This is a genomic window from Luteolibacter sp. LG18 (genome assembly GCF_036322585.1).
Taxonomy (GTDB): Bacteria; Verrucomicrobiota; Verrucomicrobiia; order Verrucomicrobiales; family Akkermansiaceae; genus Luteolibacter.
This window is the reverse complement of record NZ_AP024600.1, coordinates 397,899-422,176: the sequence shown is the minus strand read 5'-3', so window position 1 is coordinate 422,176 and position 24,278 is coordinate 397,899. Positions and strand designations below refer to the sequence as shown.

The 24,278-nt window shown below is 63.2% G+C and carries 19 protein-coding genes; 11 read left to right on the top strand and 8 right to left on the bottom strand.

What is annotated here, in order from left to right:
* Positions 1 to 136 precede the first annotated feature (136 nt).
* The 6 genes from llg_RS01675 (at position 137) to fusA (ending at position 9,250) form a co-directional block, all read left to right on the top strand.
* A complete protein-coding gene (locus llg_RS01675; protein WP_338290194.1) occupies positions 137 to 1,378 on the top strand; it encodes an ABC transporter permease subunit in 1,242 nt (413 codons plus the stop codon).
* Complete coding sequence (locus tag llg_RS01670) at positions 1,375 to 2,928, top strand: ABC transporter permease subunit (protein ID WP_338287786.1); 1,554 nt, start codon at positions 1,375 to 1,377, stop codon at positions 2,926 to 2,928. The genes llg_RS01675 and llg_RS01670 overlap by 4 nt, the downstream gene beginning before the upstream one ends.
* Positions 2,925 to 4,985, top strand: coding sequence for an ABC transporter substrate-binding protein (locus tag llg_RS01665; protein ID WP_338287785.1), 2,061 nt, complete (start codon positions 2,925 to 2,927; stop codon positions 4,983 to 4,985). Before llg_RS01670 ends, llg_RS01665 begins: the two co-directional genes overlap by 4 nt.
* A 2-nt stretch (positions 4,986 to 4,987) precedes the next feature.
* Positions 4,988 to 5,971 carry an ABC transporter ATP-binding protein gene (locus tag llg_RS01660; protein WP_338287783.1) on the top strand — a complete coding sequence of 328 codons (984 nt, stop codon included), beginning with the start codon at positions 4,988 to 4,990 and terminating at the stop codon, positions 5,969 to 5,971.
* Entirely contained in the window at positions 5,971 to 6,993 is a 1,023-nt protein-coding gene (locus llg_RS01655) for an oligopeptide/dipeptide ABC transporter ATP-binding protein (RefSeq protein ID WP_345789213.1), read from the top strand. Before llg_RS01660 ends, llg_RS01655 begins: the two co-directional genes overlap by 1 nt.
* A gap of 166 nt (positions 6,994 to 7,159) precedes the next feature.
* On the top strand, positions 7,160 to 9,250 hold the full coding sequence (gene fusA, locus llg_RS01650) for an elongation factor G (protein WP_338287781.1): 2,091 nt from the start codon (positions 7,160 to 7,162) through the stop codon (positions 9,248 to 9,250).
* Between the two features lie 253 nt (positions 9,251 to 9,503).
* Here the strand turns inward: fusA and llg_RS01645 are convergent, their stop codons facing one another.
* The 4 genes from llg_RS01645 to llg_RS01630 form a co-directional block, all read right to left on the bottom strand.
* Complete coding sequence (locus llg_RS01645) at positions 9,504 to 10,961, bottom strand: glycoside hydrolase family 130 protein (RefSeq protein ID WP_338287780.1); 1,458 nt, start codon at positions 10,959 to 10,961, stop codon at positions 9,504 to 9,506.
* On the bottom strand, positions 10,958 to 13,243 hold the full coding sequence (locus llg_RS01640) for a glycosyltransferase family 4 protein (RefSeq protein ID WP_345789186.1): 2,286 nt from the start codon (positions 13,241 to 13,243) through the stop codon (positions 10,958 to 10,960). Before llg_RS01640 ends, llg_RS01645 begins: the two co-directional genes overlap by 4 nt.
* A gap of 118 nt (positions 13,244 to 13,361) precedes the next feature.
* Entirely contained in the window at positions 13,362 to 14,411 is a 1,050-nt protein-coding gene (gene glpX / locus llg_RS01635) for a class II fructose-bisphosphatase (protein ID WP_338287779.1), read from the bottom strand.
* A gap of 112 nt (positions 14,412 to 14,523) precedes the next feature.
* Positions 14,524 to 15,999, bottom strand: a complete 1,476-nt coding sequence (locus llg_RS01630; RefSeq protein WP_338287778.1) for a rhamnulokinase family protein — start codon at positions 15,997 to 15,999, stop codon at positions 14,524 to 14,526.
* 156 nt (positions 16,000 to 16,155) lie between these two features.
* On the opposite strand from llg_RS01630, the gene llg_RS01625 reads away from it, so the two are divergent.
* Genes llg_RS01625 through llg_RS01610 form a run of 4 tightly spaced genes read left to right on the top strand, consistent with a single transcriptional unit; the run spans position 16,156 to position 20,832 of the window.
* Complete coding sequence (locus llg_RS01625; protein ID WP_338287777.1) at positions 16,156 to 17,391, top strand: proprotein convertase P-domain-containing protein; 1,236 nt, start codon at positions 16,156 to 16,158, stop codon at positions 17,389 to 17,391.
* On the top strand, positions 17,388 to 18,533 hold the full coding sequence (locus tag llg_RS01620; RefSeq protein WP_338287775.1) for a hypothetical protein: 1,146 nt from the start codon (positions 17,388 to 17,390) through the stop codon (positions 18,531 to 18,533). Before llg_RS01625 ends, llg_RS01620 begins: the two co-directional genes overlap by 4 nt.
* A 35-nt stretch (positions 18,534 to 18,568) precedes the next feature.
* Positions 18,569 to 19,822: a lysophospholipid acyltransferase family protein gene (locus tag llg_RS01615; protein ID WP_338287774.1), complete on the top strand. Its 1,254-nt coding sequence runs from the start codon at positions 18,569 to 18,571 to the stop codon at positions 19,820 to 19,822.
* Positions 19,819 to 20,832 carry a chorismate-binding protein gene (locus tag llg_RS01610; protein ID WP_338287773.1) on the top strand — a complete coding sequence of 338 codons (1,014 nt, stop codon included), beginning with the start codon at positions 19,819 to 19,821 and terminating at the stop codon, positions 20,830 to 20,832. Before llg_RS01615 ends, llg_RS01610 begins: the two co-directional genes overlap by 4 nt.
* Positions 20,833 to 20,853: 21 nt before the next feature.
* On the opposite strand, the gene llg_RS01605 is transcribed toward llg_RS01610, so the two are convergent.
* Positions 20,854 to 21,792: a M28 family peptidase gene (locus llg_RS01605; RefSeq protein ID WP_338287772.1), complete on the bottom strand. Its 939-nt coding sequence runs from the start codon at positions 21,790 to 21,792 to the stop codon at positions 20,854 to 20,856.
* 94 nt (positions 21,793 to 21,886) lie between these two features.
* On the bottom strand, positions 21,887 to 22,543 hold the full coding sequence (locus llg_RS01600) for a phytanoyl-CoA dioxygenase family protein (RefSeq protein ID WP_338287771.1): 657 nt from the start codon (positions 22,541 to 22,543) through the stop codon (positions 21,887 to 21,889).
* Positions 22,544 to 23,081: 538 nt separating this feature from the next.
* Here llg_RS01600 and llg_RS01595 point away from each other — a divergent pair.
* Positions 23,082 to 23,606 carry a hypothetical protein gene (locus llg_RS01595; RefSeq protein WP_338287770.1) on the top strand — a complete coding sequence of 175 codons (525 nt, stop codon included), beginning with the start codon at positions 23,082 to 23,084 and terminating at the stop codon, positions 23,604 to 23,606.
* 27 nt (positions 23,607 to 23,633) lie between these two features.
* On the opposite strand, the gene llg_RS01590 is transcribed toward llg_RS01595, so the two are convergent.
* Both llg_RS01590 and llg_RS01585 read right to left on the bottom strand, forming a co-directional pair.
* Positions 23,634 to 23,996: a VOC family protein gene (locus tag llg_RS01590; RefSeq protein ID WP_338287769.1), complete on the bottom strand. Its 363-nt coding sequence runs from the start codon at positions 23,994 to 23,996 to the stop codon at positions 23,634 to 23,636.
* On the bottom strand, positions 23,993 to 24,274 hold the full coding sequence (locus llg_RS01585; RefSeq protein ID WP_338287768.1) for a hypothetical protein: 282 nt from the start codon (positions 24,272 to 24,274) through the stop codon (positions 23,993 to 23,995). Before llg_RS01585 ends, llg_RS01590 begins: the two co-directional genes overlap by 4 nt.
* Positions 24,275 to 24,278 lie beyond the last annotated feature (4 nt).

Here is a 24,278-nt window from a genome sequence, read left to right as displayed (position 1 = left end):
GTTTTCCGATCCAGTTGCTTGGATTGGTTCAGTACTTGCATGGTCCGGTCGGGCGGGTAGAACCGCCAAAGCCTTTTCCACTCTTCCTTTGACCTCTTACTTCCTACGCCGCCTCCTGCTGATCCCGCCGACCTTGGTGGGGATCACCATGTTGGTTTTCTTCACGATGCGCTTGGCTCCCGGCGGCCCCATGGAGCAGGACATGGCCCGGTTGCTTGGCGGGGAGGGGAAGAGGACTCGGGCTGAGGCTGGATTTTCGCTCAAGCCCGCTCAGGTATTGGAAGCGGAAGAGAAGCGGGAGCAGGATAAAGCCCCTCTGATTGCTTATTTCGAGTGGCTGGGCCTGTTGCCCAGGGATCTTGAAAAGATCGGGTCCGAAATTCCCATTGGAGCGAAGGAGGTGGTCATAGGTGTCCCTGGAACCGTGTATGAGGCCAAGGTCACGCTCCGGGACGATGGCGGAGCCGACTTGGCGCCTGTGGAAGGTGCCGATCTAACCGGCTGGAAGGTGCGGATCCGAACTCCGCAGGAACAGGCCGAACGCTGGGCGAAGTGGCTGAAGGGGGTTCCCCTTCGCAACGCGGTCGGCTATCGAGCGGTTCTCTACCGGGATGGTTACGATGGTTTGCTCCAGGGTAGCCTGGGAAGGTCGTCCAAATACCAAGATCCCGTCTGGGAGATGATCGTGGACCGCATGCCGGTATCCATCTACTTCGGAATCATCAGTTTGATCGCCACCTATGGAATTTGTGTTCCGCTGGGTATCGTCAAGGCGATCAAGCATCGCACGTTCCTGGACAACGCGACGTCCGCGGCGGTGTTTGCCGGCTATGCCGTCCCCGGCTACGCGCTCGGCTCATTGATGGTGGTTTTCCTCGGCGCGAAGCTGGGATGGTTCCCCATCCGCGGGTTTACCGGCGACAATTTCGAAAGCCTCAGCCTTGCAGGTAAAATCAAGGATCTCTGCCAGCACACGGCCATGCCGGTTGTCTGTTATTTGATCGGCAGTTTCGCCTTCACCACGATGCTGATGAAAAATTCGTTGATGGACAATTTGGCCGCCGATTACGTCCGCACCGCGACGGCCAAAGGGGTTTCGTTTCCGACCGCGGTATTCCGGCACGCGTTCCGCAACTCCCTGATCCCGATCGCGACCACTTTCGGCAACAACGTGTCGCTTCTGGTGGCTGGATCGATGCTGATCGAGCGTGTTTTCGACATCAATGGATTCGGACTTCTCCAGTTCAGTGCGATTTTGGAACGGGATATCCCACTCATGATGGGTGTGCTGTTCATCTCCGCCGTTTTGCTCCTCGTCGGAAACATCCTGTCCGACCTGTGCGTGGCCCTTGTTGATCCCCGAGTGACTTTCAAATGACCTTTCCCCGCAAACTCGGGCTTCTTTTGCTTCTCACGGCGATTGGGGCTGCCACCGCCTTTGAAGCTGGCCTAGCCCTGCCCTCGCTGCGTTGGTTTTTCTCTTTCTCCGTCGAGCCCGTCACCTGGTTCGGGGAAGCCCGGCCGATCAAGAACTGGGCAGGACATGCCATGTGCCTGGGGCTCGCCCTCACGGGGGTATTGATGATCGTGCTGGGAGGTGGCTTCCAGTGGAACCCCCTCACGCTCCGGAAATTCAGCCGCTTCCGGTCGATCGGGCGGGGATGGCTCTCTTTCCGCATCCTCATCCTGCTGCTGGTCCTCGCGCTGCTGGACCAGGTGCTGGTGGGCAAGCGGGCGCTGGCGGTGAAATACGAAGGCAAGTGGTTCTTCCCGGCCTTCGTGCAGAAAATCTACGGCGAGCGGGAGTTCGGGGGCAACGACGACCAGGAGACTAATTATCGGGAGCTTCACGAACGGTTCGCGAAGGAGGGCAAGGGCAACCGTGTGTTCCTCGCGCCTATCCCGTGGGATCCGACCATCGATTCGGACGACGTGGTCCAGCGGCCGTTGATGGAGATCGATGGCAAGCTGCACCGCGAGGGCGAGGCCGAGCCTTACAATGGGCAGGCGGTGAAGTTCCGGGCGGATGCCCCCACGGCGAAAGTCGTGGCGTCCCGTTTCCGCAAGGGAGTGAAGGACGGAAACGCATCTCTCTACGGCGATGGCCAGGAGTTTCTCGGCCGCGAGATCTGGAAGGAAGGGGTGCGGGTAAGCACCACCGCTCCGGAAGGAACCGTGGAGCCTCCCACCGGCCAGTGGATCGAGGAAATCTTCCCGCCGGCCCCGCCGACGATGAAGGACCGCCATTATCTTGGCACCGATTCGAAGGGGTGGGACATCGCCGCCCAGATGTTCGGCGGCCTCCAGGTCATTTTGAAGGCCTCCGCCTTCTACCTCGTGCTGACTTATGGCATCGGGATCGTCCTCGGCGGTCTCTCCGGCTACTTCGGCGGTTGGTTCGACCTCGTGCTCCAGCGCTTGATCGAGATCCTGTCCAATGTGCCGTTCCTCCTCGTGGTGATGATCATCACGGCGAACCTCGGCCGGGATAACATCGAGCTGACCAATATCCTGCTCATCTACTGCATCTTCTCATGGATGTATGTCGCCACCTACCTCCGCACCTCCACTTTCAAGGAAAAGGCACGTGACTACGTCGCGGCCGCACGGGTGCAGGGGGCGGGCACCGTCCGGGTGATTTTCCGCCACATCCTGCCGAACGCGCTTTCCCCGATTGTGACGCTGCTGCCCTTCAGCGTGGCGGGTCTCACCACCTCCCTCACCGCGATGGACTTCTTGGGTTTCGGCCTGCCGGACCGTTACCCGAGCTGGGGCCGGGTGCTCGACGATGGCACCTCGAATCTCACCTCGCCGTGGATCGTGAGCTCGGTGTTCGTGGTCATGGTTGGCTTGCTCATCCTGGTCACGTTCGTCGGCGAGGCGATCCGCGAGGCCTTCGATCCGAAGAAATTCACCACCTACCGATGATGCGTCCGCTTTTCGTTTTCGCCGCGGCCGTGTGTCTGGCCGTCCTGCCATCGTGCCGACGCCAATCCGGCTCCGGTGAAGCCACCTATGACAACACCGCCGAGCGGACCGCGTTCTACGAGCGCTACAACGGCGAGGTGTTGAAAAAGCTCCAGGACCGCCGCGCCGAGCTGGACAAGTCTCTGGCCGGGGATCTCACGGATGCCCAGCGGACGGAGAAGCAGAAGGAATCGCTGGCTCTGAACCATCGCCTGGAACGACCACGGTATTTCGAGATGCTCACCGAGGCGGACCTGCCGAAGGAGATGAAGTGGGAGGATGGCCAAGAGGAGCCGGACATCGGCTCGCCCAAGGCGAAGAAAGGCGGTACCTACCACAGCATTATCCAGGGCAATGCCTATCCGCCCACCATCCGCTGCGTTGGCGCGGAGGCGAACAATTCGTTCCGCAATTGCCATTGGGATGACATCGAACTCTCCCTGACCTCGTTCCATCCGGACACGGGCAAGGTGATGCCGGGGCTTGCCGACCGGTGGGCGGTCGATGCCGACGGCCAGACGGTGTATTTCCACATCGACAAGGACGCCCGTTGGTCGGACGGGAAGAAGGTGAAGTCCTCGGACTTCCTGATGTCGTTCTACGTTTACCTTTCCCCCTACCTCACGGAGTCCTACTATCGGGCCTACTACGGGGATCAATACTGGGGAATGGCGACCTATGGCGACGATTACGTCTGCGTTCGCCTGGCCTTTCCGAAGCCCATCGCCGCGGGCTTCGCCGGGGTGATCCCTTTCCAGGAGGACTTCTACAAGGAATTCGGGCCGGACTTCGAGAAGCGCTACAACTGGCGTCCCCGTCCCACCACCGGAGCCTACATCATCCGCCCGGAGGACATCGACAAGGGCCGCTCGATTGCACTCACCCGGGTGAAAGACTGGTGGGCGAAGGACAAGAAATTCTATCGCAACCGCTTCAACCCGGACCGCATCGAGTACATGCTGGTGCGGGACGAAGAGAAGGTGTTCCAGCTCTTCCTGCGCGGTGAGGTCGACTGCAATCTCCTCAACGATGCCAAAAAATGGTATGAGAAGACCGAGGTGCCGCAGATCTTCAACGGCTACATTGAAAAGGCGACCTTCTACAACGAATACCCGGCGATTTCCCGCGGTCTCTACTTCAACCTGAGCCGCCCGCTGCTCTCGAACCAGGACATCCGCATCGGGCTCCAGCACGCCAGCAATTTCGAGAAGGTGATTGAACTCGATCTGCGGGGCGACGCGGAGCGCCTGAACCTGCTGTGCGCGGGATACGGCGAGTTTTCGAACCCGAATGTCCGGACCCGCCCGTTCTCGGTGAGCCTCGCCCGAGAGGCTTTTGCCCGCGCCGGGTTCACGAAAATCGGTGCGGATGGAGTGTTGGAAAACGCCCAGGGCCAGCGGCTGTCCTTCACGATCAACTATGGGAAGCATCCCATTTGGGATCCCATCCTGCTCCGCATCAAGGAGGAGGCATTGCGCTGTGGGGTGGAATACAAATTGGAGGCCATGGACAACACGGCGTCCTTCCAAAAGGTTTCACGGAAGGAACACGAGATCGCCCTCACCGGCTGGCAGCTCAACCTGCCATTCCCGGACTACTACCAGCAGTTCTACTCGGAGGAGGCCTACGAGCCCGGTTCGGACAAACCACGCCCGATGACCAACAACATCTCGGTGTTCGCGGACAAGACCGTCGACCCCATCCTCATCGAAAACCGGAACGCCAGTAGCATCGAGAGCGTGAAGGAGACCAGCTGGAAGCTGGAGGAGATCTTCCACGAGCGCGCCGTCTGGGTGCCGTCCTTCGAGCGTCCGTTCTTCCGGGTCGGCTACTGGCGCTGGGTGCGCTGGCCGGACAATTTCAACGTCCGGCTCACCAACGAGGCGGACACCAGCCACGTTCACTGGATCGACGAGGATATCAAGAAGGAGACCGAGGATGCCATGAAGCACGGCCGCACCTTCCCCGAGCAGAATTTGATCTTCGACCAGTACCGGAAGAAGACCGCCGATAAATGACCATGTCCGATCCTTTGCTCCAGGTCCACGACCTCATCACCGCCTTCGATACCGATGGCGGGCTGGTGCGCGCCGTCGACCACGTGTCCTTCGAGGTGCCGCGCGGCAAGACCATCGGCATCGTCGGCGAGTCCGGCTGTGGCAAGAGCGTCACGGCGATGTCGATCATCCGCCTGCTGCCCCAGCCGATGGGGAAGATCCTGCACGGTCAGGTGAATTTCAAAGGCCGCGATTTGCTCAAGGCCACCGATGCCGAGATGCGGAAGATCCGCGGCGGCGAGATCGGCGTGATCTTCCAGGAACCGATGACCGCCCTCAATCCGGTCCACCGCATCGGCAAACAGCTTTCCGAGTGTTTCATCCTCCACAAGAAGATGAGCAAGAAGGATGCTTGGGACGCGTCCATCGAAATGCTCAAGCTGGTGCGTATTCCCGCGCCGGAGCAGCGCATCGGCGATTACCCGCACCAGCTTTCCGGCGGCATGCGCCAGCGCATCGTCATCGCCATGGCGCTCGCCTGCCGTCCCGATCTGGTGATCGCGGATGAGCCGACCACCGCTTTGGACGTGACCGTTCAGGCCCAGATCCTGGACCTGATGAAACAGCTCCAGGCGGAAATGGGCATGTCCGTGATCCTCATCACCCACGATCTGGGGGTGATCGCCGAGACTTGCGACGAGGTGGTGGTCATGTATGGCGGCCGGGTGGTGGAGAAGGCCCCTGTGCGCGAGTTGTTCGAGCGTCCGCTCCACGCCTACACCCGCGGCCTGCTGGCCTCGATTCCCACGCTGGCGACGCCGCGGAAGTCGATCCTGCCGACCATTCCCGGCATGGTCGCCGGGTTGTTCGACCTGGTGCCTGGATGCCGCTTTTGCCAGCGGATGGGCCGCGAGGGCATCGTCCTGCGGGAGCGCCCGCCCTTTGAGGAGGTTTCCCCCGGCCATTGGGCGGAAATGTGCCCGAATTGTTTCGAAGAGCCAAAATGATGCAGCCGATCCTTTCCGTCCGCGACCTGAAGGTCCATTTCCCCGTTCATGGCGGCCTGTTCCTGAAACAGACCGGTGCCGTGCGGGCGGTGGACGGCGTGTCGTTCGATATCGCTCCCGGCGAGACCCTCGGGCTGGTGGGGGAGTCCGGCTGCGGAAAATCGACGCTCGGCAAGGCCATCGTCCGTCTGGCGGACGCCACGCAGGGCTCGATCGCGTTCGAGGGCAGGGACATCACCCGCGCCAGCACCGGCGCGATGCGGCCGCTGCGCCGCGACCTCCAGATGGTGTTCCAAGACCCGGTGGAGTCGTTGAATGCCCGCCACAGCGTCCAGGAAATCCTGGAGGAGCCGCTCATCATCCACGGCGCGGGGAGCGCCACCTGGCGTCGCCAGCGGGTGGCGGAGCTGCTGAACCGGGTGGGATTGCCGAAATCCGCCGCGGAGAAGTACCCCTTCGAATTCTCCGGCGGCCAGCGCCAGCGCATCGGCATTGCCCGGGCCATCGCCCTGGAACCGAAATTGATCGTCTGTGACGAGCCGGTGAGCGCCCTGGATGTCTCCGTGCAGTCCCAGGTGCTGAACCTGCTGCTCGAGCTGCAGCGGGAAATGAAGCTCTCCTACCTCTTCATCGCCCACGATCTGGCGGTGGTGAAACACATTTCCGACCGGGTGGCGGTCATGTACCTCGGCAAGATCGTCGAGCTGGCGGACGCCGAGAAAATCTATCGCGATCCCCGCCACGCCTACACCAAGGCCCTGCTTTCCGCGATCCCGGAGCCGGACCCGCTGGCGGTCAAGAAGCGGATCTTGCTCGAGGGCGATGTCCCGTCCCCGATCAATCCGCCCGCCGGCAGCGCCTTCGGCCACCGCATCGGGCACCCGCGCTACGAGGAAACCGTCGGCAAGGAGCTCCCGCTCACCGAGATCGAGCCCGGCCACTGGGTCGCCGCCGATCCCTGCTGCCTGACCGACGCCGATTGGCAGATCGTTTCCCGCCGGGCGGCTCCGGCTACCGCCTGACGGCGCGGGGCCGGCGTGGATTTCCCGGTTGCGTAGCCGCAAACCGGGTACATCTTCGCCCTCCCATGCGGAAAATCCGACTCCGGCATTGCCAAATGCCGTGAGCCGACTAGCAATTCGCGCGGCGTGGCCAGCCGGCCCCCGAACCCCACTTACACTCAACGGCATGAAAGACCTCTCCAAATACCGCAACATCGGCATTTTCGCCCACGTGGACGCCGGCAAGACGACGACCACCGAGCGTATTCTGAAGCTCACCGGCAAGATTCACAAAATCGGTGAGGTTCATGACGGCGCTTCCACCATGGACTTCATGGAGCAGGAAGCCGAGCGCGGTATCACCATTCAATCGGCGGCCACCACCTGTTTCTGGAAGGACCACCAGTTCAACGTGATCGACACCCCCGGCCACGTCGACTTCACCATCGAAGTGTACCGCTCGCTGAAGGTGCTCGACGGCGGCGTCGGCGTGTTCTGCGGTTCCGGCGGCGTGGAGCCCCAGTCCGAAACCAACTGGCGCTACGCCAACGACTCCGAAGTCGCCCGCGTCATCTACGTCAACAAGCTCGACCGTATCGGCGCTGACTTCTACCGCGTCGTCGGCCAGGTCAAAAAGATCCTGGGTGCCCACCCGCTGGTGATGGTGCTGCCGATCGGCACCGAGTCCGACTTCGTCGGCGTGGTCGACCTTCTCAGCATGAAGGCCCACATCTGGGACGAATCCGGCCAGCCGGAAAACTTCAAGATCGAGGAGATCCCCGCCGACCTGGTGGACAAGGCGAAGGAATACCGCGCCGCCCTCATTGAGACCGCCGTCGAGCAGGACGACGAGCTCATGGAGAAGTATCTCGAAGGCGAGGAGCCCTCGATCGAGCAGATCAAGAAGTGCATCCGCAAGGGCACGATCGATCTCGCGTTCTTCCCGACCTACTGCGGTTCCTCCTTCAAGAACAAGGGCCTGCAACTCGTGCTCGACGCCGTGGTGGATTACCTCCCGAGCCCGACCGACGTGAAGCCGCTTCCCGAAGTGGACGAAGAAGGCAACGAGACCGGCAAGTTCGCCATCATCGACCCGACCGCCCCCTTCCGCGGCCTGGCGTTCAAGATCATGGACGACAAGTTCGGCGCGCTGACCTTCACCCGCATCTACTCGGGCACCATCAAGAAGGGCGACGTCGTGCTCAACTCCTTCACCGGCAAGACCGAGCGTATCAGCCGCATGGTTGAAATGCACGCCGACGACCGCAAGGAAATCGACTCCGCCCAGGCAGGTGACATCGTCGCCATCGTGGGCATGAAGAACGTGCAAACCGGTCATACGCTTTGCGACGAGAAGAACCCGGCGACCCTCGAGCCGATGGTGTTCCCGGATCCCGTTATTTCCATCGCTGTCGCGCCGAAGGACAAGGCCAACGCTGAAAAGCTGGCCACCGCCATCGGCAAGATGATCCAGGAAGACCCGTCGTTCCGCGTCGAAACCGACGAGGAAACCAATGAGATGATTCTCAAGGGCATGGGCGAGCTTCACCTCGACATCAAGATCGACATCCTCAAGCGCACCCACAAGGTGGAGGTCACGGTCGGCGCACCGCAGGTCGCCTACCGCGAAACCATCACCAAGCCGGTCACCGACAGCTACACCCACAAGAAGCAGTCCGGTGGTTCCGGTCAGTATGCCAAGATCGATTACACCATCGAGCCGGGCGAACCGGGCACCGGCTTCGTCTTCGAATCGGCCGTCGTCGGTGGCAGCATTCCGAAGGAATTCATCCCCGCCGTCGAAAAAGGCTTCAAGACCTCCATCGATAAGGGACCGCTTGCCGGCTATCCTTGCTTGGACTTCAAGGTCAAGCTCACCGAAGGTGGTTTCCACGCGGTGGACTCCAGCAACATCGCGTTCGAAATCGCCGCGAAAGCCGCGTATCGCCAGACCATGCCGAAGGCGGGTCCGCAGATCCTCGAGCCGATGATGAAGCTCGACGTCTTCGCTCCCGAAGAAAAGGTCGGCGACGTCATCGGCGACCTCAACCGCCGCCGCGGCATGATCCAAGGCCAGGAGCCGACCCCGGGTGGTGTCCGCATCAAGGCCGAGGCTCCGCTGAGCGCCATGTTCGGCTACATCGGTGACCTGCGCACCATGACCTCCGGTCGTGGCCAGTTCTCGATGGAGTTCAGCCACTACGCGGCTTGCCCGAAGAACGTCTCCGACGACGTCATCGCCAAGGCCAAGGCCCGCGAGGAAGCGAAGAAGAAGTAAGCTTCTTACGATCCGTTCAATCGAAAGCCCCGTCACCCGCAAGGATGGCGGGGCTTTTTGCATGCCGGGAACCGGTTGAGGATTCCGCACCCGAGGCTGAGCTTCCGGAATGAAAGCGATCACCTTGGGCACTGCTGGGGTTTCACCCCGGTGCCGATGGAGATCGTGGAGATCAAGGTTCCTGCCCCGGCTCCTGGGAAAGCGCCGGAGGCTGTGGGCGTGACGCCGATGCCGGAGGGGCGGGTCACGTGGATTAATTTCTGAGCGCAGAGAGGAGGTCGGCGAGCGCCACGCTGGCGATGGCGGTGGCCTTGTCGCTCATCGCGTAGGGCAGGATAAGCGTGTCGCCGTGGAGCAGGGACCCGCAACTGTAGACGACATTGGGAACATAGCCTTCGCGTTCGAGTCCTTCCGGGGACAGCAGGGGTTCTTTCAGTCTTCCGATGACTTTGGTGGGATCCTCCAGATCGAGAAGGGCGGCTCCGATGCAATATTTCCGCATCGGTCCGACCCCGTGGGTGATCACCAGCCACCCCTCGGGCGTTTCGATGGGGGAACCGCAGTTGCCGATCTTCACCGACTCCCAGACTTCCGCGGGGCGCATCAGGATCTCGGGATCGTTCCAGTAGTGGGGATTGTCCGAGAACATGATGAAGAGGTTCTCGTCATCCTGGCGGGACAACATGGCATAGCGGCCGTTGATGCGGCGGGGAAAAAGGGACATGCCTTTGTTCTGGACCGCGCTGCCGTTGAGGGTGAGCACCCGGAAGTGCAGGAAATCGTGGGTCTCGATGAGCTGGGGTAGGATCGCCCGGCCATTGTAAGCGGTATAGGTCGCGTAGTAGGTGATCGAGCCGTCGTCATCGGTGAAGCGCACGAAGCGGGCGTCCTCGATGCCGTTGCTCTCATTGGTTGAAACCGGGAAGATGATCCGTTCACTCATGCCGAGCTTGGCCGGGAACCGCAGCTCGTAATTGGAATCCGCGAGCCACTGGATGCACTCCAGCGTTCGCTTGAGTTCGTGGGATCCGGGTTGGTTCTCGTGGCGTACGGTGCCCACGCTCTTGTTCAGATCGCTGCGGGTGAATTCGTTCGCCAGCGGAGCCATCACGGCGTTGGCATAGTCGTTGTCGAAGCCCATTTCGTGGAACTTCAGGATGAAGCTGCGCTTCCGGTAGTTTGGATTGGGTTCGATTTCCGGCACCGTCACGAAGCGGGAGACGTCGTCGAGGCTGATGTGGCCGTCCGGATGGATCAGGCCGACCCGGAATTCGATGGAGGAAATGTGCCCTTCACCCGTGGCCCGCAGGCTCATCACGAAGCGGAGCCCGCCTTCCGGCACGCCCTGCTGCGAGGGATGAGGCACGATGGAGGGGTTGAAGAGCGCGGCGGATTCCAACGCATACTCTCCGGAAAAAAGGGCTCCGATGAGGATCTCCCGCGTCCGCGAGAGCGGGCGCTGGGTAAAGAGGTGGGAGCGTATTTTGGCGAAGTGTTCCAACAGCAAGCCCTCGATATCGAAATGCCGCGAGGTGAATTCCAAACGCAGGGTTTCCAGCTCACGCTCCGCCTCGTCCTCGGTCAGCGCCAGGGCGCGGCCGATGATCGAGGTGAGCCGCTGCGGATTGGCGGGGATGAAGGGGCGGATGATGACGCGACCGCTTTCCGGCAAGAGCGTGATCGGATGTCGGAAGACTGGAATGCGGGTCATGGGATGGAGCCGTGGGGGTGAGCAATCGGATGTTCCGCCTGGTTCATTTCCGCGAGAGCCAGGTGGAAGGCCAGGGTGGACTCGGCCCCTTGGTTCTCGCTGATCCTGGCCTCGTGCAACCCGTCGCTGCAGCCGCCGGAACTGGAATCGTAGAGAGGCAAGCCGAGGTCGTTGCGGCCGAGGAACCATTCGAAGGCTCGTTTGGCTTCTCCCCGCCAAGCCGGGTCGCCCGTGATGCGGAAGGCTTCGAGCGATGCCGAAACCATGGCTTGTGCTTCCACCGGCTGTTGGTCGAAGTCGGCGCGCGCTCCGTCCTTGATGTAAAACCCGTTGCTGCCGATCGGCCGGAAATGGCCGGCCTGGGTTTTCTGGATCGAGGCGAGCCAGCGCAGCGATTCGAGCCCGATTTCCAGCGCCTCGCCATCCGGTATGCCGCAGCCGCTGAGGATCAGGGCCTGGCTGAGGCGGGCGTTGTCATAGGTGGCGCTGGTTTCGAACCACGGCCAGTTCTCCGTGGCGCAGTTTTTCCAGAGCGCCACCAGCTTCGCGGTCAGGACATTCCGTGCGGTGAGGATCTTTTCCTTGTCGGGAAATTCCCGCAGATACTCATGGATGCCGATCAAGGTGAAGGCCCATGCACGGGGTGAGGTGAAGTTTTCGACCACTGGCAGGCCGCGTTCGAAAAGCTGGATGCACAACCGTCGGCGGCCTTCGTTGCGCGAGCGGCCCGCGCCGACCCCGAGCGCCCACAGGGCCCGGGCGTGGCTATCCTCGCTGCCGGCGTCTTCCAGCCATTGGCGGCCATGGCTCATGAAATTGCGGAAGCGGCCGGTGTTATAGTCGAGGGCTGCGGCAAGGAAGGCCAGGTATCCGGTGACGAGATGGTCGGGATTCGGTTCGCCGCCCAGCTCATCGAGCAGATTGTAGAGGATGAAGGCGCGCGCGTTGTCATCGGTGCAGTAGCCTTCATGGAAATTCGGAACACTGAAGATGGCGTGCTGGAAGATGCCGGTGCCGTCGCTCATCCGCACGATGTGGTCCAGCCGGGTGGGAGGCAGATCGTAGGGGCGGCTTGCGAGCGTCCACCCCGCGAACGCCTTGCGGGGGGCTGCCTGGCGATCGGCGCAGGCATGCTGGAAGGATTCCAGGTACTGCTTCGCCACGGATGGCCAGATCATCCCGCGGCCCTGCTTGTAGGCTTCATGCCGGGTCCGCTCCATCCGCTCCGGGTCGTCGAGGAAGGCGCAAACGCCCTCGACGATGCCCTGGGGATCGCGGAACGGAACGAGAATGCCCCGGTCGTCCGCCAGCAGTTCCCGGGCGTGCCAATAGGGGGTTGAGACCACGGCCTTGCCTGCGCCGAAGACGTAGGCGAGCGTGCCCGAGGTGATCTGGGCCTCGTTGAGATAGGGCGTCAGGTAGATGTCCGTCGCGCCGATGAATTCGGTGAGGTCTTCGAGGGAGACGAAGCGGTTGTAGAAGATCACGTGCTCCTTGACCCCGCGGTCTTCCGCCAGCCGTTCCAGTCCCAGGCGGTAGCTTTCGCCTTCGCGGGCGACGAGATGGGGGTGGGTGGCACCGAGGATGAGATACACCACGTTGGGATGCCGCTTCACGATCTCCGGCAGGGCTTCGATCGCGTGCTCGATGCCTTTGCCCGGACCTAACAGACCGAAGGTAAGCAGGACCACGCGGCCCTCCACGCCGAACTGCGCCTTGTAGAACTCCGGGTTGGAAAAGGGAATGTCCGGGATGCCGTGGACGATCACGTCAATCTTCGAGCCGGGTACCCCGTAGGTGTCCTGCAGGATCTCCGCGCCCTTCCGGGCCATCACCACCAGCCGGTCACTGCGGAGAATCAATTCCTCCATCACCTTCCGTTGGGCGGGGTTGGGCGTTTGGAGGACGGTGTGAAGGGTCGTCACGACCGGCATCCGGACTTCCTTCAGCAGGGCCAGCAAGTGGCTGCCAGCGGGGCCGCCGTAGATGCCGAACTCGTGCTGGACGCATAGCACGGATGCATTGTTGAAGTTCAGGAAATCGGCTGCCCGCCGGTAGGAATCGAGATCCTTTTCCAGCAGTTCGAAACGGACCCGGGGCGGATACTTGTAACCTTCCACCCGGTCGTTCATCGCTCCAGCATAGCATTCGGATGCCGGGGCGGCCGCGGCGACCGCTTCGCAGATGTCGTGGGTGAATGTCGCGATCCCGCACCGTCGCGGTTCGAAACCGCCCACAAACGCGATGCGTGCGGGCGGCAAGGCACTGCCCGGGGAACTCACTGGAACAACCTCATGCCACACCAGACGCCCTGAGCGTCACAATAGCAACATGAGGTTTCCTTTCCGGGCCCGGGGGGAGCTGCAAAGCCAATGAATCCAATGGCTTTGTTCCCAAGCCTCAATCCAAGAGCAGCACCTCGGCCTTCTTCGAGCGGAGGTGGAAGGTCTTGGTGGCGAGGTCGTGGTGGGCCTTGATCGAGCGCATGGTGCGGCTCTTCACGCGCATCAGCACCGAGTGGGTGCGGGCCACATTGCCCCGGACCTCCACGCCGCGCAGCAGCGGGGTGTCGGAGATGCCGGTGGCGCTGAAGATGATGCTGTCGCCCTTGGCCAGGTCCTTGGAGAGGTAGACGCGGTCCAGGATCTTCTCGTGGCCCTCGGCGATGAGCAGGCGGCGCTCCATGGGATCGCGCGGCCAGACCTTGGCCTGCAGGCCGCCACCGAGGCAGCGCAGGCCGGCGGCGGAGAGCACGCCTTCCGGCGAGCCACCGATGCCGACGTAGAGGTCGATGCCGCTGTCCGGGAAGCCCGGGGCGATGGCGGCGGCGATGTCGCCGTCCGCCAGCATGCGCAGCTTCGCGCCGGTGCGGCGCACGGCGTCGATGTAGGGCTCGTTGCGGGGGCGGTCGAGGACCATGACCACGATGTCACGGATGTCCTTTTCCAGGATCTTCGCGGTGATCTTGATGACCTCCTCGGTGGGGGCTTCCACGCTGATCGGCAAAGAGGGGTCTTCGATGAAGGCCTTCCGGACCTTCTGCGGGTAGGAGAGCTTCTCCATGTAGAAGGCCGGGATGTCCTCCAGCGCGTTCTCCTCGCCGTTGCGAGGGATCGCGGCGGCGATGCAGGCCACCGAGTTCGCCATGCCCTTGGAGACGTTGGTGGTGCCGTCCACCGGATCGAGCGCGATGTGGAACTGCGGGGCGCCTTCCAGCCAGGTGCCGACCTTCTCGCCCTTGAAGAGGCCGGGGGCGTCGTCCTTGATGCCTTCGCCGATCACCACCTCGCCGCGCATGTCCATCAGGTCGAACATGCCGCGAATGGCGTCGCAGGCGGCTTCATCGGCGGCTTCCTTGTCACCCCGGCCCATCCAGCGATGGGCGAAGAGTGCCGCGGCCTCGGTGGCGCGGAGGAAGTCGGATTCGAAAATACGTTCCGGGTCGATCATGTTGATAGCGATGAGAGAGCGACTTTAATCAGATCCCGGGCCAGATGGCTACAGGGGACTGGTTGACGGTCTGAGAGTTCCTCATGGCGGCCACAAGGAGAGCTTGTTGGCATCAGCGGCAGAGGGCCTGGAAGCGGGCGTAGGCCTCGTTCCATGCCTCCGTGTCCTGCGGCGTGTAGGTCACGAACTCGAAGGAATCCCGGATCAACTGGCGGCCCGCGGCGAAGTCCGGCAGGTGGCCGGTGGCGACCATCTGGGTGATCAGGTTGCCGCAGGAGGTGGCCTCGATTGGTCCGGCGACCACCTCGATGCCCATGGCATTGGCGGTGGCCTGGCTGAGCAGGGCATTCTGGATGCCGCCACCACCCGCGTGGAGGCGGGCGAAATCGCGACCGGTGAGCTGGCGCAGTTTGTCGAGCGTCATGCGGTATTTCAGCGCCAGCGATTCGGTGGCGATGCGCAGGATACAGCCCTTTTTCCTCGGAACCGTCTGGCCGGTGCGCTCGCACCACGCGGCGATCTTCGCAGGCATGTCGCCCGGGCTGGCGAACACCGGATCGTCCGGATCGATGAAGGCGCTGAACGGCTCCGCTTCCTTCGCCAGCTCGGCCAGTCCGGCGTAGGTGATGTCCTCGCCATCGAGCGCCCACTGGCGCTTGCACTCCTGGATCAGCCACAGGCCCGCGATATTCTTCAGGAAGCGGACGGTGCCATCGACCCCCAGCTCGTTGCAAAAGCCCGCCTTGAACGCGTCCGGTCCGGTGATCGGCTCGCGGGTCTCGATGCCCATGATCGACCAGGTGCCGGAGGACAGCCACAGGTTGTCGCCCTCGGTCATCGGGATGCCGGCCACCGCCGCGGCGGTGTCATGGCAGGCGGATGCGACCACCGGGATGTCCGCGCGGCCGATCTGGCGAGCGACTTCCGCGCGGATCGGGCCGAGCACGGTGCCGGGAGCCACGATCTCGCCGAAGATGCCGGACGGCAGCCCCAGCGACTCGATCACTCCCCAAGCCCAATCGCCGCTGCGCGGGTCGAGGAGCTGCGAGGTGGAGGCCACGGTGCGCTCCACCGCCTGCACGCCGGTGAGCCAGTAGGCCAGCACGTCCGGGGTGAACAGCAGGCGGCTGGCATGCAGCAGGCCGGGGCTCTGCTTTTTCACCTCCGCCAGCAGGTGCAGCGAGGTGTTGTAGAAATTGGTGGCCACGCCGGTTTGGGCGAAAATCTCCACCTCCGGCAGGATCGCGTGCATCGCTTCCGCCATGCCCTCGTGGCGCGGATCGCGGTACTGGTGCGGCATTCCGAGAAGCTGGCCGTGGCCGTCGAGCAGGGCGTGGTCGCAGCCCCAGGTGTCGATGCCGATCGAGACGATCTTGTCACCGTAGCGCTCCACGGCGGTGCGCAGACCGGTGAGAATTTCACGATAGAGGCCGATCAGGTTCCAGTAGGAGCCGTCGGGAAGGTCGGTGCCGGGATTGTCGAAGCGGTGGACCTCTTCCAGATAGAGTTTGGTGAGGTCGGTCTTGGCGGCGATCACGCGGCCGCTTCCGGCCCCGAGGTCAACGGCGATGAAAACTTGCTTCGGCATGGGGATGATTCCCAATGTTTCCCAACAGAATCCCGCATAAGCAATCGGGAATACGCCCCACGTTGCGGCAGGGGAGGGTTTGGCGGGCTCGGGCTGGCTTGACACCCGGCGCGTTGATCTTTAAGGAATCCAAGGAATTTTCATCCCTGCTGTTCCGTGAAAACCATCGCCCTCTCCGCCCTCGGGTTGGTCTCGCTCGCCGGAATGGCGCATGCGGACAAGACTCTCAATCCCGTGAAGATCGACCCCCTGTTGATCGATACGGAACCCTACCGTTTCAACGGGGTGGTGCTCACGGACGAGGTCCGCGGCAGCGGGTTCGTGGCGTGGAACCAGCGGGCCTTTTTCACAGCCGCTCATGTGGTTTCCTCGTTGGGGGGCGACGATACAGAGGCGACTTTGGATTGGGGGCTGCCGCCGGATTGGGTTCCGATGAACAATTCGGATACCGCGGATACCGAGGCGACGATCCCATCCCGCGGCTATTACCGCTTCAAATCGTATGAAGCCCTCGCGGAGGCGCAGAAGGCCGTCAATGGCAGCGCGTTCAGCCGTGACGTGGTGCTGGGCTTCGCCTTCGAGGACCTGATTCCCGGCACCCCGGCGGTGCTGAACACCAATGGCTACAAGGACATCCGCGGCAATGTGACCACGATGATCACGGGCTATCCGGCCGTGAATTTCTACACCGGCGAGGACATTCCGGGCTATTTCCTGCACCAGACCGGACCGGGCATCACGCCTTATGCCGTGGACTTCGGCCGGGCGATGCGGACTTCGCTCGTGACCACCGGCAGCGGCAACAGCGGTGGTCCGCTGTGGGTCCAGAAAGGGGCCTCGTGGGTCGCGTCCGGGGTGTTGGTCGGTGGCTTGCCGTCCGAGACCATCGTGTATGCCTTTTCGCCCGATGTGAACGCCTTGACGAAATCGGTCGCCCCGATCGTGAAACCGACCCCGGCCACCCCGGTGTCGGTGGGGGGAGTGGGCGCGACCTCGTTCTTCTTCCCGATGACCAAGGCGAAGAAGATTCCCGACGGTGTCGCCCGCTACACCGATTTCCGTTTCAACGTTTCCCGCTTCGAGGAAGGGGCGGCGGTCACCAAGGTGCACCTCAACCTCGACATCTCGACTCCCCACCAGGGCGATCTTTTGGTCGTCCTCCAGGGGCCGGGTGGAGTGGCCACCATCGTCCACAAGGAAGAAGGCGGGGACGAGGACGACCTCGTGATCGATGACAAGGATTTCAGCGAGGCTTTCTCCGGCATCTACGCGAACGGCCCATGGACCGTGCGCGTGCAGGACCGCCTGAAGGGTGACATCGCCACGGTGAACAAGATCGCGCTGGAGATCGGCGTGGACAAAGCGTCCGGTACCACCACTCCGACTCCGTGAGCATGCCGCGCCGGTGGTGGATCGTCGCAGGAATCGCCGTGGCGATCCTCGCGGTGGTGGCCCTCCGGGGCCATCGTGCCAGCCCGCCGACGGTGGCGTTGGCTCCGGCATCCGAGGGGAAGAAGGCGGCTTCAGAGGACGAGGGGGATGCGGATTTTTCGACCCGTGATGCGAACCAGCGGCGGGTGATTCGCGGTCAATGGGCCGCTTTGATCCGCTGGCTGAATGGTAATCCCCGGCCCACTCCGGAGGAGATCGCCGCGCGTCTGAATGAGCTCCGCACCGAGTGGATCGCCATGGACCCGACGGTGCTGGCGGCGGTGATCGCGGAGCTCTTGGAATCCGGGGGAGACCTCCCGACCGGGCTCAAGTTCGAGGTCGGTCCGCACGGTTTCCTGAAGGGCTGGCCGACCTTGCGGGTGTTCCTGCTCGATGTGCTGGCCGGTTCGGACATGGAGGCCGCGGTGCCAGTCGCCCGTCAGGTGCTCGATTCCACCGCCTCTGCCAATGAATTCGCGATGGCGATGCGATCGCTCACGCGGGATGGTCCGGCGCGGGCGGGGAGCGACGAACTGGTTTCGCGCTTGGGTTCGATGTTGGGGCATGTCGGTTGGGGGAATGAGCCGGGGTTCGCCGCGGCCTTCGATCTCGCCCGGGTCATTGGCACACCTGCCGCGGCGAGGACGGTCGCGGCGTGGCAGGGCAGCCGGACCCTGCGCGCGATGGCGCTCGATGAATTCGCGGCCGATCATCCCGCGGCGGTGACCGAACTGGTGACGTCTCCGGAGGCCGCGGCGCTGGCTCCGGCCGAGCGCGCGAGCCTGATGGCCCGCATCGATCCCGCCGATCCCGGGCAATTGTCCGCGGCGGACCGCTATCTCCGTGATCCCGCCCTCACCGCCGGGGAGGCGGAAATGTTTCTGAAAGTGTTTCCGCTCCGCAGCGCCACTACCGGCTACCGGCTGTATGGGGACAATCCGGCCCCGTATACAAAGGAAGGCATCGTTGCCGGAGACCGCGCGGCGCTGGATCAAGTGAACCTCTGGCTGGCCGATCCGACACTGGCGGAGCGGTATCAGGCGGGACTCGTGCCTCTCCAGCAGCGCCTCAACGGATGGGTGAAACAGGCGGCCTCCCGTTGACCTCCGCGCCAGGGGATTGTTAGGCTGGCGGGCGGATGAGAGAACTGCCCCAGGACCGCCCCTACCGTTTCCGGCCACCGGTCGACCGGCCGTGGCTGAACCCGCTGCTACGGTGGGTGAACCGGAGTGTGTTCTTGAAGCGCTTCTATCATGTCTCCTCGGTCGAATGCCACGGCATCGAGCGGTTGGAGGAGGCCATGCGGTCGAAGGACGCGGTGGTGCTCGCTCCAAACCACGCCGACCACGCGGACGTGCATGTCCTCAGTGAGGTGACCGCGCGGGTGGGCATCCGGCCGCGGTTCATGGGTGCGCGGGAGATTTTCGAGGCCGGTGCGATCAATGCCTTCGCCCTCCAGAGCGGCGGAGTGTTCTCGGTGGACCGGGATGGGGCGGACATCGCGGCGATCAAGATGGCGCTCTCGATCTTGGAGGCGGGCGATTATCCGCTGGTGATTTATCCGGAAGGGGAGATCTACCATCACCATGAGTGGCTGGACCCGCTCCACGATGGCCTTGCCTCGATCCTGCTGAAGGTCGCACGGAAGCTGCCGGACAACCGGCGTGCGTGGATTTTCCCGATCGCCTTCCGCTTCGAATATGATGGCTCGGTGCGCGAGACCTTCCCGGAGCGGGTGGCGGCGCTGGAGAAGACCATCGGCTGGACGCCGAAGGAGGATTTGCCGGTGGTGGAGCGTTTGTATCGTTTCGGCCCGGCTCTGCTGGCGGTGAAGGAGATGGAGTATTTCGGCGAGACCGGCACCGGGGATCTGGCGGAGCGCCTGGAGCGCCTGCGCGAACGGCTGCTTGCGGATGTCGAGGGCCGCCATGGCAAGGACGTGCGCTCGACCACCGTGCCGGAACGGGTCCGCGCCCAGCGGTTCCGTATCCGCAAGGCCCTGCTCGATCCGGAGAATCGGCCCGATCCCGCGACCCGCCACCGGTTGCTCGATGACATCAAGCGGATCCATGTGGCCTATCAGGTCTATAGCTATCCCGGTGTTTATCTGGCGGAGGATCCGGACGACCACCGGATCGCGGAGACGCTGATGAAGCTGGAAGAGGATCTGCTGGGCAAAGCGACCTACCCGGTGGCGCGGAAGGCAACGATCGTGTTCGGGGAGCCCATTGATGTCACCCGAATGCTGGGAGCCGGGGAACTGCCCGCGAAGGGCGGGGCACCGGAACTCACCGCCGTGCTGGAGGAGAAACTCGGGGCGATGGTGCGGCAGGGAGACCCGACGGGCTTGTCGGGCGCGGATTCACCCTCCATCGTCCGCGGCGACGCATGAACGAATCCGCACCGCTCGCTTGGCTGGCCCGCCCCGATGGCTCGGTGGTGCTCGGGCACGGCCCGTTCACCGCGGCCGCGGTTCCGCCCGCGGATGGCGTGGCGTTTTACGTCCAGCGATACGGCTTGGATGAGCCGGAGCCGTGGCGGATTCCCGCGGCGGTGGAGCATCTCGACTCCGCGGCGCTGGAAGCCCGTTTCAGTGATCGTCCGCTGCCCGTTTGCGAATGGGCGGAGATCGATGCCGGTCCCTTCGCCGGGGTGTTCCAAGAGGTGATGGACGAGATCCGCCGCGGCACGTTCGAGAAAACGGTGCCGGTGGTGGTGGAGGAGGGGCGGCTGGTGTCCGGATCGCCTTTCGATGTGGCGGCCGCGATGACGCGCCAGGCCGCGCCCCGCCTGTCCTACGCGTGGTCAGAGGGGGATCGCGGGTTCTCCGGCGCGACTCCGGAGGTGTTGTTTTCACTGAGTGGCCGGAAGCTCACCACCATGGCGTTGGCGGGCACCGCGAAGCGCGAGGAGCGGGTGGTGTTCGCGGTGGATGAGAAGGAAATCCGCGAGCACGAATACGTGGCCCAGTCTCTGGTCGCGAAACTCGGCGACATCGGCACGGTGCACCGCGGCGAACGCACCATCCTCGATCTCGGCTCGCTGGTGCATTTCCTTTCCCCGATCGAGGTGGAGCTGGACGAACCGCAGAAGCCTTCCGATTTGATTCGCCGTCTGCATCCCACGCCCGCGCTCGGACCGCATCCGCGCACGCCGGGGACTCTCTCACAGCTCATCGGCTGGAGGCGCCGGCTCGGCTGCCCCTATGAATTTGGAGCGCCCTTTGGCGTTTGGGATTGCGGTCGATTTGATGCGATTGTCGCAATCCGTGGGGTCTGGTGGGATGGGAACCGCGTGAAGCTGCCCGCCGGTTGCGGAGTGATCGAGGTGAGCCGTCTGGTCAATGAATGGCGCGAGCTGCGGCTCAAGCGGGAAGCGGTGAAACACGTCCTCGCACCCTGAGGCGGGTCCGCGGCCTTCTGGTCACTGGTCCTTGTCGAACAACCGGTCGAGCGTTCGGATGGTCACGCGCATCGATTTGTCCAGCGACTCGGCGGAGATCACGGACAGGTCGTCCTTGCCGCCCTTCTGGTTGTGCCACCAGTTGAAGTTCGAGAAATCACCGATCACATCGATGGTCGGGATGCCGACCTGATTGAGCGGCACGTGGTCGTCGGTGATCGTGAAGTCGGACACCGAGAAGTGCTTTTTCACATCCTCCTGCGTGGCCGCGGCCAGCACGTGGTTCTTCAGGAACTCCGGCGAATCGACAGGCAGCGAGATCCGCAGGTTGGTGTGGCCGATCATGTCGAGCAGGATGCCGAAGCGCGGTTTCTTCGGCTGGCTCCGCCACACGCCGGCGTACTCCCGGCTGCCGAAAAGGCCATCGATGGTGGTGATGGAATCGCTGAAGCCTTCCTCGCCATCGAAGAAGACCAGTTCCAGCTTCCCGGCTTGTTCCGGCTTCTGGGACGCGAGGTGGCGACCGATCTCGACGATGGCCGCGCAGGCCGAGGCGGCGTCGTCCGCGCCGAGGAATTCCATGCCCGGGATGTCCTTCGAGTCGATATGGGCGCACAGGATGCCCTCCGGCACGGCGGCCCAGGCGTCGGTGCCCTTCGGCGCGAAGCGCGCGCGGACGTTCACGAACTCCACCTCGCCCTTGAGGGTATTGCGCTTGAACGCCTGCTCCTTCACGGACCAGCCGGACTTCTCCAGCTCCTGCTTCACGTAGCCGCGCACTTTGGCCAAGCCCTGCGAGCCGGCCGGGCGTGGGCCGATGGCGAGGATTGCGGCGGTGTGCTGGTAGGCGTTCTGCCCCAGGCTGTTTCCGGATGGATCGTTGCGGAGGCGCCACCCGACCACACCGGCCACCGCGAGCACGACCGCGGCGATCAACACAAGCACCAGACGCTGCTTCATGGACGCGGAACATGGCGGCCCGGCGTGCGGTCGGCAAGGTCAACCGCAGCGACGGCTGATCGACCGGGGGCGGATGGCATTTTCCCAGAAGGAGTCAGACCTCCCGATGCCACTTTTGCGAAAGGGGGCCGCCCGTGTCATAGACGAAGTGCAGCACCCGGCGGTGTTTCGGGGCCGTCGCTTGAGAGGAGGCGTGCAGAAGCAAGGGCCTCATCAGTAGGGCTTCTCCTTCGGTCGCGAGACAGATCGCCGCTTCATGCCGCTCCAGATGGCCGGCGATCTCCTCGGAGGGAATGATGCCGTGGAGGTGGCTGCCGGGCAGGACACGGAGAGGCCCGTTCGATTCATCGCAGTCGTCGAGGTGCAGCCGCACCGCCAGCAACCGCCCGAGGATTTCCTCCGGTGGTCGGGCGTAGTCGACGCCGTCCTTGTGCCGCGGCAGGAGGTAGCCGTCCGAGGTCACCGGTTGGGCGAAGGGAAACATCAGATCCTGGTGCCAGGTGACTTTCCAATTCGTCTCCGCGGTCTTGTCGAAGGCGATCGCCTGGATGGCGATGGCATTTTCCGGCAGGTGGCCGCTGGCGGCGAGTTCCTTCCGCAAGGCAACCGCGGTTTCCCGCACGAGGGGATGGTCGAGCAGGCAGCGGGTTCCGGCACGTTCTTCCTGAAACAGCGTTTCACGGAGAAGCGCGCGTGTGGCGGAAGGGATTCCGGTGGGCCGGAGTTCGTATCCAGAGGCGGCGAGCGTCATGGGATTGACCGGATCGTAGGGGCGGGGAGCGCGGGTTCCAGCCCTGATCTTTATACACATCTCGCGCGCGTCCGCTTGGGCAATCTCTCCCTCACCTTCCGACTTTGTGGCACTGGAGCTATCCGGAGAGATTCTGGATCCCGAAGGGATCGCAGCGTCAGTAGCCGGTGGTTGAGGAGCCTTGGCGACGACACCACCGGACAGCTCGGATGAGTGAACCGCACCCCGAAGTGGGTGCCAGCCTCGCACCCCGGCTCCGTGGCTGGAATGGAACATGGAATTTCGCAGGCCTGTGAACCCGGCTGCGATGCCCTTCGGGATCGAATGACCTTTCCGCGCCAACCGGAGGTGTCGTCGCCAAGGCTCCTCAACCTCCGGCTACTTGGGTTGTCATCCCATTCGGGATACAGAGTTCAAGATGTGTATAAGGAGCAGGGTTCCAGCCGGGGGATTGGAAAATTTCCAAGAACAGTGGTCTTCCGGTGTCATGCTGGAAGAGGACCGTTTCCGGTCCCGGATATCCGAACCACATGCTCTCATGAAAAAGACCATCCCGCCCCTTGAGATCGCCAAGCCCTGTTCGATGGATTGGCGGAACATGACCGGTGACGAGCGCAAGCGCTTCTGTGCCGGCTGTGGCAAGCATGTCTTCAATCTCTCCGCCATGACCGGGCCCGAGGCGCGGAAGTTCGCGGAGGAAACCCAGGGTCGCGAGTGCATCGCCTATGTGCCTGCGGAGGATGGTCGTATCCACACGCCGAACCGCTTCGAGCGAGGGCTGTTGTGGCTGGTCCGGCGCGTCCCGCGGATGGCTGCCGTGCTCGCGTTGCTTCTTCCGGCGGCGCTGGCCGCGGGAGTCGAGCGCACCACGGGCAAACCCCTGCCTCCGAAAAACCCTCCGGTCCGGGACGGCGGCGAAAAGGAACCGCAGCAACCCGCGAAGCAGGATTCTCCCGTCGTTCCGGGTTCCCCGGTGGTCAAAGGCAAGGTGGTGCTCGGGGAGCCCTGTGGCCCGGAGAATCCTCCCGCAAAGCCGCCGGAAAAGCCCAAGGGCGGGAAGTAGTGTAGGTGGTTCCGGGTGTCGGGGGAATCAATCCCTCAAGTGGCCGCTGGAAATCTGGATGAGATTTTTCGCGGGATCACGGGCGTTTGCGAACTCGTAGCCGGGGCCTTGGTGGATGGCACCGAATGCCAAGCCTTCCTTCGCCCGTTCGGCTTTGAACGCCGCCACGTCCGCGACGTCGAACACGATTTTCACGCACGATTGTCCGGACTTGTGACCCTTGCTCGCCTGAAGGATCACCAGCGCGCAACCGCCGGAGGGTGGGGCGAGAATGAACTTGTCCGCCAGACCTGTGTTGGTGCGGGTGAAGCCAAAGTGCTGCTCGTAGAACGTGGCGACTTTCTCCATGTCGTGGACATAGAGCGCGATCCGGGAGATGGGCGGGTTCATCGGAACAGGAACACGAGGTTCGAATAAAACCCGACGTAGACCCACGACACCGCGAGAAGGAACACCAGCCAGGCAAAGGCTTTCGAGTTTCGGTCAGTCGCGGAATGAAGGAGGTAAAGGCTCCACGCGAGGGGCAAGAAGGTGGGTGCCAGGGCGGCAGCCCGGAAATGGCATCCACACGTGGTCATGCCCATCATCAGGAAAGAGCCGATCAGGATCGACGCCGTCAGTGTGAAACGGATCAGGTTGCTGGATGACTGTGCACGCGGTCGGGCCATTTCC